Here is an 8082-nt window from a genome sequence, read left to right as displayed (position 1 = left end):
ATTCGCTTTTATACTATATTATAGACGAGATTCACCTTAACCATAGAGGAGGAGACTTAATTTGAGAACCTTGGAACATTTTACTACCATCGATGAGATGGAAACCGTAACTGCTAAGTTGAAAGAGATGGCGACCTTTGTGCACGCCGAGACCTATGCGGACCGGGTAAAAAATCAAACCCCCCACTGCAAATTCGGGGAAGACGGGATTTGCTGCAAAAATTGCTCCATGGGGCCCTGCCGGATTACCGCAAAGGCTTCCAGGGGTATCTGCGGCGCAGACGCCCATGCCATAGCGGGCAGAAACTACCTCCGTACCATTGCGGCGGGTACTTCGGCCCACTCGGATCATGCCCGGGAGATACTCCACGTGCTCCACAGTACGAGCCGTGACGGGAATTACCAGGTACGGGATGAGCAGAAGCTTATCAAGCTGGCCAAGGAATGGGATGTTCCCACCGACGGCCGGGATATATATGACGTTGCCCACGAAGTCGCGGAAGTGGGGCTTGCGGAATTCGGGAAGACCTTCGGTACCCTGCGTTTTCTCAAGCGCGCCACCGAGGGGCGGCAGAAGGTTTGGAAAGACCAGGACATTGAGCCCCGGGCTATAGACCGGGAAATCGCCACCGCCATGCATATGACCCACATGGGAAATACCGCCCAGCCCGAAGCGCTGATTCGCCAGGGCCTGCGGACCGCTATTTCCAACGGCTGGGGCGGCTCCATGCTGGGGACTGAAATCACCGACATCCTGTTCGGTACCCCCACGGTGTGGAATACCGAAGGCAACCTGGGTGTTCTGGAGAAGGACTATGTTAATATCGTAGTCCATGGCCACGATCCGGCCTTCTCGGAGATGGTGGTTACCGCCGGAGAGATTAAAGAGCTGGTGGACTACGCCAAGAGCAAGGGCGCCAAGGGTATCAACCTGGTGGGCCTCTGCTGTACCGCCAACGAAGTGGCCATGCGTCACGGGGTCCGTATGGTGGGTAACTTCCTCCAGCAGGAAAATGTGGTTCTCACCGGCGTGGTGGAAATGATGTGCGTGGACGTACAGTGTATTTTCCCCGCCCTTGCCTCCCTGACCGATTGCTACCACACCAAATTCGTTACCAGTTCCCCCATCGCCCGGATTCCCGGGTCAATCTATATTGAATTTAAGCCAGAAACTGCCTTTGAGCAGGCCAAAGAAATAATCAGGATGGCGATTGATAATTTCCAGAACCGGGATCAAAGCAAGATCTATATCCCCGAAACCAAGCAGAAGGCCACGGTCGGCTATCCCTGCGAACAGATCATCAAGCATCTGGACGGGGTCGCCAATACCCATGTGGATGAGCTGGGTTCCTACAGGCCGGCGATTGACGCCATTAAGGCCGGGGTTCTCCGGGGCGCCGTGGCAATCGTGGGCTGTAACAACCCCCGGGTACGGCCGGACTATTCCCACCTGGAAATTATGAAGGAACTCATGGCAAACGATGTACTCATCGTGGCAACCGGATGCGCCGCCCAGCTGGCGACCAAGGCGGGGTTCCTCCAAAAGGACGCCAAGTATCTCTGCGGCGCCGGTCTCCGCCGGGTCTGCGAACTGGTCGACATTCCGCCGATCCTGCACATGGGCGCCTGCGTGGACATCAGCCGTATGATGCTCCTGGCCACGGGTATTGCCAAAGACTGGGGGGTTGATACCACCCAGATCCCCGTCGTCGGCTGCGCGCCGGAGTGGATGAGCGAAAAGGCGGTATCCATCGCCAACTACGTTGTGTCCACCGGCCTTGACGTATACCTGGGTATCGAGCCCCAGGTTAAGGGGAGTTCCCAGATGATGGAGTTCATCACCGAAGGAACCAGGGCGATCACCGGGGCGGGGTACATCATCAATCTTGATCCCCATGAATTAGTTAAATCGATACTGGACGGGCTTGAGAAGAAACGGGCCGCCCTGGGTATCTGATGAAGATAGCGATCACCGGAAAGGGTGGGGTTGGGAAAACTACATTGGCTGCGGTATTATCGCGGCTGTACGCCGCCGAAGGCCGGAAGGTCCTGGCGGTGGATGTGGACCCCGATGCTAACCTGGGCTTAGCTCTCGGGTTTACCGAAGCGGAGGTGGAGGCCATTACCCCCATCTCCAAGATGAGCGATCTGATCGCCGAGCGTACCGGTTCGGGTAAGGATACCTATGGGAAGTTCTTTAAGATCAACCCCAAGGTAGACGACATCCCTGACCGGTTCGCCCGGGAAAAGAACGGGGTTAAGTTTCTGGTGATGGGTACCGTGGAAACCGGAGGGTCCGGCTGTGTGTGCCCTGAACATGTGATGGTCAAGCGGGTCATCTCCCACCTGGTAATCGCCAGGGACGAGGTGGTCATCATGGATATGGAGGCCGGGCTTGAACACCTGGGCCGGGGTACCGCGGAAATGGTGGACCGGTTCATCGTGGTTATCGAGCCGGGCGAACGGAGTATCCAGACCTATCACAAGGTCAAATCCCTGGCTGCTGATCTGGGGGTTAAGGCGGTAAGCGTGGTAGCAAACAAGGTCCGGGGCAAGGAAGATGAGGATTACCTCAGAAGCCGTATACCCCCGGAGGATCTGTTTGGGTTCATCAGCTATAATGAGGAGATTATTGAGGCCGATCGCCGGGGCATATCACCCTATGAAACCAGCGACCGGGCAAGAAACGAGATCATGAAGATCAAAGAGCGCATTGATGCTGCGCATAAATCCTGAAGGAGAGGTGCTTCTATGAAACTGTTGTTTAACCGGGTTTTTGACGGTTCCGACGAAATGGTGGCGGTGGCCGAAAAGACGCTGAATGAAACTTTAAAGGAACTTGGGGAGTCCGCTCCCCTGGCTATGCCGGATACGGCATATTTTCTCGCCAACCATCTGGCCTACCTTGGTAAGAAAATTACGACCCTGGGGGAACTCAAGGCCGCTTTCGATGAAACCAAGGCTTCCTGGATGCCCCGAAACCAGCGGTTGGGGGATGTCTTTAAGACCGGCTTTGGCACGGTCCTAGCGGCGGAGGTTATCGAAGCCTGTAAATACGCGAAAAGCCCCACCCCCTACGGTGAGGGCGACGCCCGGGAATACTGGGGCCACATGAGCGACGCCGAAGTGCGTGAGCTTGGGGTGCCCCTGGTTACCGGCGATATCCCCGGATTCGTGGTCATCATCGGCCCCGCCCCTTCCGACGAGGAAGCGGCGGAACTGATCAAGGGCTACCAGTCCCGGGCCATCTTTGTATTCCTCATCGGCGGGGTTATCGATCAGGCCAAGCGAATGAACCTGAACATGAACTTCTCCGTCCGGGTTGTTCCGGTGGGACCGGAACTGTGGCATGTGGCCCACATCATCTCCCTGGTAAACCGGGCCGCCATGATCTTCGGCAACGTACAGCCCGGGGATCAGGAAGAGTTTGACGACTATACCTTTAAGCGAATTCGCGCCTTTGTTAACGCCTTTGACCCCCTGCCGGATCTTACCGTGGCCTGCGGTGGCGGCGCCATTGCCATGGGCTTCCCGGTTATCACCAATTCTACCAAAGACGTATGGCCCGTACCCAAGAGCCTTATCATCCAGCAGAATACCAAGGACTTTATCGAGACATCCCTGGAAGCCCGGGATATCAAGATCAAGGTTACCAAGGTTGATATCCCCGTAGCCTTCTCCACCGCCTTCGAAGGGGAAATTATCCGCCGGGCGGATATGCACGTGGACATTGACGGGTCTAAGCTGGACTGCTTTGAGTGGGTCACCACCAAGGAATCCGCTGAGATTGAGGACCACAAGATTGAACTTATCGGGCCGGATATCGACAGCGTTAAGGAAGGGGATCGTTCCGCCATGGGCTTTGTGGTGGAAGTTTCCGGCAAGAACATGCAGAAGGACTTCGAGCCGGTGTTTGAACGCCGGATTCACCATTACCTTAACTACGCGGAAGGTATCATGCATACCGGCCAGCGGGACCTTATCCGTATCCGGGTGAGCAAGGCCGCCTTTGCCGCAGGCTTCCGGGCCAAGCACTTTGGGGAAATACTCTACGCTAAGCTCAAGGGCGACTTCGATGCCATCATCGACAAGGTCCAGATAAAGGTTTACACCAAACCGGAGGATCTTAAACGGCTCCGGGCGGAGGTGAACAAGGTCTACGAGACCCGTGACGCCCGGCTCCTTTCTCTTACGGATGAGAATGTCGAAGTGTTCTACAACTGTATACTCTGCCAGTCCTTCTCCCCGGCCCACGTGTGCGTGGTTACCCCGGAACGGCTGGGTCTCTGCGGCGCCGTGTCCTGGCTTGACGCCAAGGCCACCAACGAGATCGATCCCAACGGTTCCTGCCAGATAGTTACCAAGGAGCGGGTGGTGGATGAAAAGCTGGGTATCTGGGAGGATGTGAACGAAGCGGTACAAACCGCCTCCCACGGTTCCCTCCAGCAGGTTACCCTCTATTCCATCATGCAGGACCCCATGACCAGCTGTGGTTGTTTCGAGTGTATCTGCGGTATTGAGCCCGCCAGTAATGGTGTGGTTATTGTAAACCGGGAACATTCGGGCATGACCCCCCTGGGGATGACCTTCTCGGAAATGGCCTCCATGACCGGCGGCGGTGTCCAGACCCCGGGTTTCATGGGCCACGGCAAGCAGTTCATCAGTTCCAAAAAGTTTATGGCCGCTGAAGGCGGCCCTGCACGGATTGTGTGGATGCCCAAGGCCCTCAAGGAATTTGTAGGCGCCAAGCTCAACAAAACGGCGAAGGAACTCTACGGGATCGACAACTTTGTTGACCGGATCGCCGATGAGACCGTTACCGATGATGCGGAAAAACTGGTGGAATACCTTGGCGAAAAGGAACATCCGGTTCTGCAGCTTGAACCCCTGATGTAACAATGGATTTATAAAACATGGCGGGTGTATCCCGCCGTGTTTTTTGACTGTGCATAGTAAAATTAAATGGAAAGGAGAGGTGTTATGCCATTTAAACGCGTTCCGCAAAAGTTTCCGGCCACCATCAAAGAAGTGGTGATTGGCGCCGGGGATAAGGCTGTTACTCTGGGGGGTGAAAATGTACTCCCCTTCTACAGTTTTGACGAGAAGATCAAGAATCCTCCTAAGGTGGGGGTGGAAGTTTCCGATCTTGGGCCGAACCGGGATCTGCCTGAGCTGGGTAAGTTTTACGAAGGGGCTGAGAAAATCGCCGATGTGGCGAAAAAGGCCTGTACGATTCCCGGCGCAAGCTTTATCAGCCTGTCCCTTGAAAGCGCCGACCCCAACGGAGCCAACAAGTCTATTGAAGACTGCGTTGCCCTCTGCAAGGAAGTGGCCGACGCAATAACGCTCCCCCTGGTGATCCAGGGCAGTAAAAATACGGAGAAGGACAGCCAGCTTTTTGTGAAGATCGCCGACGCCCTTCAGGGGAAAAATGTGCTCCTCATGTCCGCCAAGGAAGATAACCACAAGGCCATCGCCGTTGGCGCGGTCCAGGCTTACGGACAGAAGATCTCCGCAGAATCTGCGGTGGATATCAACCTGGCCAAGCAGCTTAACGTACTGATCTCCCAACTGGGGATCAAGAACGAGAGCATGACCATGAATGTAGGTTCCGCCGCTGCGGGTTACGGCTTTGAGTACGTGGTGAGTACCATGGACCGGATAAAACTGGCCGCCCTGACCCAGAACGACGACAAGCTCCAAATGCCTATTATCACCCCGGTGGGTGAACAGACCTGGAGCGTTGGTGAATCGTTTAAGAGTGAAGCGGAAGCTCCCGCCGGCTGGGGACCCCAGGAACAGCGGGGCATCGCCATGGAAATAGCTACCGCCTCAGCGGCCCTTGCCGCCGGCTCTAACGCCGTTATTCTGCGCCATCCCGCATCGGTTGCCGCAGTTTCAAAACTTATTGCGGAACTGGTATAAAAGGAGGAAGACATGGCGCTTAAAGGATTAGACATCTTTAAATTACTGCCCAAATCAAACTGTAAGAAGTGCGGCAATCCCACCTGTATGGCCTTTGCGATGAAGGTTGCCCAGGGGTCGATTACCATCGATAAATGCCCGGACATTTCGGCGGAGGCCCTGGCCCAGCTCAGCGACGCATCGGCCCCCCCCATGAAGGCCCTGACCATCGGTAACGGGGACAAGCAGTACAAGCTCGGCGGCGAGACCGTACTCTTCCGGCACGATAAGACATTTGTGTCCAAGAGCCTCTACGCAGTAGCGGTGTGCGAGGGTTGTATAGACGAGAAGCTGCCCAAGATCAAGGAGATCGACTACGACCGCATAGGTGAGCGGATGATCGTGGATCTGATCAACGTGGAGTTTACCGGCGACAAGGCTAAGTTCCTGGACACGGTAAAGAAAGCCCAGGGCGCGGGGCGGACCCTCATCCTTGAAGTGAAGGATGCGGACGCCGCTAAGGCCGCCCTGGATATCGTCAAGGCTGAAAAGCCTCTCCTCAACGGCGCCGATGAAACCAACTGGGAAGCCTTTAGCAAGATTGCTGCCGAAGCCGGAGTGGTCCTCGGGGTCGGCGGAAAGGACCTGGACACTATCTACGAGACGGTGCAGAAAATCGAAGCAGCGGGTAACAAGAACCTGGCCATCGACGTGGGCAGCGTTTCTATCAAAGACGCCTTTGCCAATGCGGTGCAGATCCGCCGGGCGGCCCTGAAGGATCAGGATCGCAGCTTTGGGTATCCCAGCATCGTTAATCTTCACAAGCTGGCGGGTAAGGACGAGAACCTGGAGACCGCCCTGGCCTCGGTGTTCACCCTGAAATACGGCTCGATCATCATCCTGAGTAACATGAGCTACGCCACGGCGCTGCCCCTGTACGGCCTCAGGCAGAATATCTACACGGATCCCCAGAAGCCCATGAAGATGGAACCGAAGATCTACCCGGTCAACGGCGCGGACGCGGACTCCATCTGTGCAATTACCGTGGACTTTGCCCTCTCCTACTTCGTTATCAACGGCGAACTGGAACGGAGCGGGGTGCCTGTCAACCTCATCGTCTCGGACGCGGGGGGATATTCGGTATTGACCTCCTGGGCGGCGGGAAAATTTTCCGCCGGTACTATTTCTAAATTCTTTAAGGAAGCGGGTATTGATGGTCAGGTGAAGAACCGTAACCTCCTTATCCCCGGCAAGGTTGCCGTCCTTAAGGGTGAGCTTGAAGAAAACCTGCCCGGCTGGAAGATCCTTGTCGGGCCCAACGAAGCGGTTGGGGTGGTTAAGTGGCTCAAGGATTTCAAGGGTTAATAAAATTTTATTGGAGGTATAGGACTTATGGGAAAATTTATTGCAATTGGTGAGCGTATACATTGTATTTCGCCGGCGATTAAGGCGGCCATGGATGCCAAGGACCCCGCGCCGATTCTTAAGCGCGCCAAGGAACAGCTGGACGCCGGAGCCACCTACCTGGACCTGAACATCGGGCCTGCGGAAAAGGGCGGCGAAGAACTGATGGCTTGGGGGGTAAAGCTCCTCCAGGAAAATTTTGACAATGTGCCCCTCGCCCTTGATACGGCGAACAAGAAGGCTATTGAGGCGGGAATTAAGGTGTACAACCGGGCCAAGGGGAAACCCCTTGTTAACTCCGCTGACGCCGGAGACCGGATCTCCTACATTGATGTTGCGGCGGCCAATGACGCCATCGCCATTGCCCTTTGCGCAAAGTCCGGGATTCCCTCGGACAACGAAGAGCGCCAGGGGTATTGCCTGGAGATGCTGGAACGCGGCGCTGGACTGGGGATGGAAGCGGAGGATCTTTGGTTTGATCCCCTGTTCCTGGTTATTAAGGGGCAGCAGGATAAGCAGATCCAGACCCTGCAGTTCATCAGCTGGCTTTCCGAACAGGGCTTTAACTCCACCGGCGGGCTTTCTAATGTTTCCAACATGATGCCCAAGGCGGTGCGGCCCATCATGGATTCTACCATGGTTGCCATGGCCATAAGCCACGGTCTTACCTCAGCGATAGTGAACCCCTGCGATCTCCGGCTCATGGAAGCGATAAAGTCCGCGGACATTATCATGAACCAAACCCTGTTCGCAGATTCTTACCTGGAGTTATAG

At 55.6% G+C, this 8082-nt stretch carries 6 protein-coding genes; all 6 read left to right on the top strand.

The window, feature by feature from the left end; all coding sequences use genetic code 11:
• Positions 1-61 precede the first annotated feature (61 nt).
• The 6 genes from cooS (at position 62) to acsE (ending at position 8082) form a co-directional block, all read left to right on the top strand.
• Entirely contained in the window at positions 62-1957 is a 1896-nt protein-coding gene (gene cooS / locus TPRIMZ1_RS0112780; protein ID WP_010260368.1) for an anaerobic carbon-monoxide dehydrogenase catalytic subunit, read from the top strand.
• Positions 1957-2736 (top strand): AAA family ATPase, encoded by a 780-nt coding sequence (locus TPRIMZ1_RS0112775; RefSeq protein WP_010260365.1) that lies wholly within the window; start codon positions 1957-1959, stop codon positions 2734-2736. Before cooS ends, TPRIMZ1_RS0112775 begins: the two co-directional genes overlap by 1 nt.
• Positions 2737-2751: 15 nt before the next feature.
• A complete protein-coding gene (gene acsB, locus TPRIMZ1_RS0112770; protein WP_010260362.1) occupies positions 2752-4896 on the top strand; it encodes an acetyl-CoA decarbonylase/synthase complex subunit alpha/beta in 2145 nt (714 codons plus the stop codon).
• A gap of 84 nt (positions 4897-4980) precedes the next feature.
• Entirely contained in the window at positions 4981-5925 is a 945-nt protein-coding gene (gene acsD, locus TPRIMZ1_RS0112765) for an acetyl-CoA decarbonylase/synthase complex subunit delta (RefSeq protein WP_010260359.1), read from the top strand.
• Positions 5926-5937: 12 nt separating this feature from the next.
• Complete coding sequence (gene acsC / locus TPRIMZ1_RS0112760) at positions 5938-7269, top strand: acetyl-CoA decarbonylase/synthase complex subunit gamma (RefSeq protein ID WP_010260356.1); 1332 nt, start codon at positions 5938-5940, stop codon at positions 7267-7269.
• Positions 7270-7296: 27 nt separating this feature from the next.
• A complete protein-coding gene (gene acsE / locus TPRIMZ1_RS0112755) occupies positions 7297-8082 on the top strand; it encodes a carbon monoxide dehydrogenase/acetyl-CoA synthase methytransferase subunit (protein ID WP_010260352.1) in 786 nt (261 codons plus the stop codon).

Origin of the sequence: Treponema primitia ZAS-1 (assembly GCF_000297095.1) — a bacterium.
Taxonomy (GTDB): Bacteria; Spirochaetota; Spirochaetia; order Treponematales; family Breznakiellaceae; genus Termitinema; species Termitinema primitia_A.
This window is presented reverse-complemented; position numbering and strand designations above follow the sequence as displayed.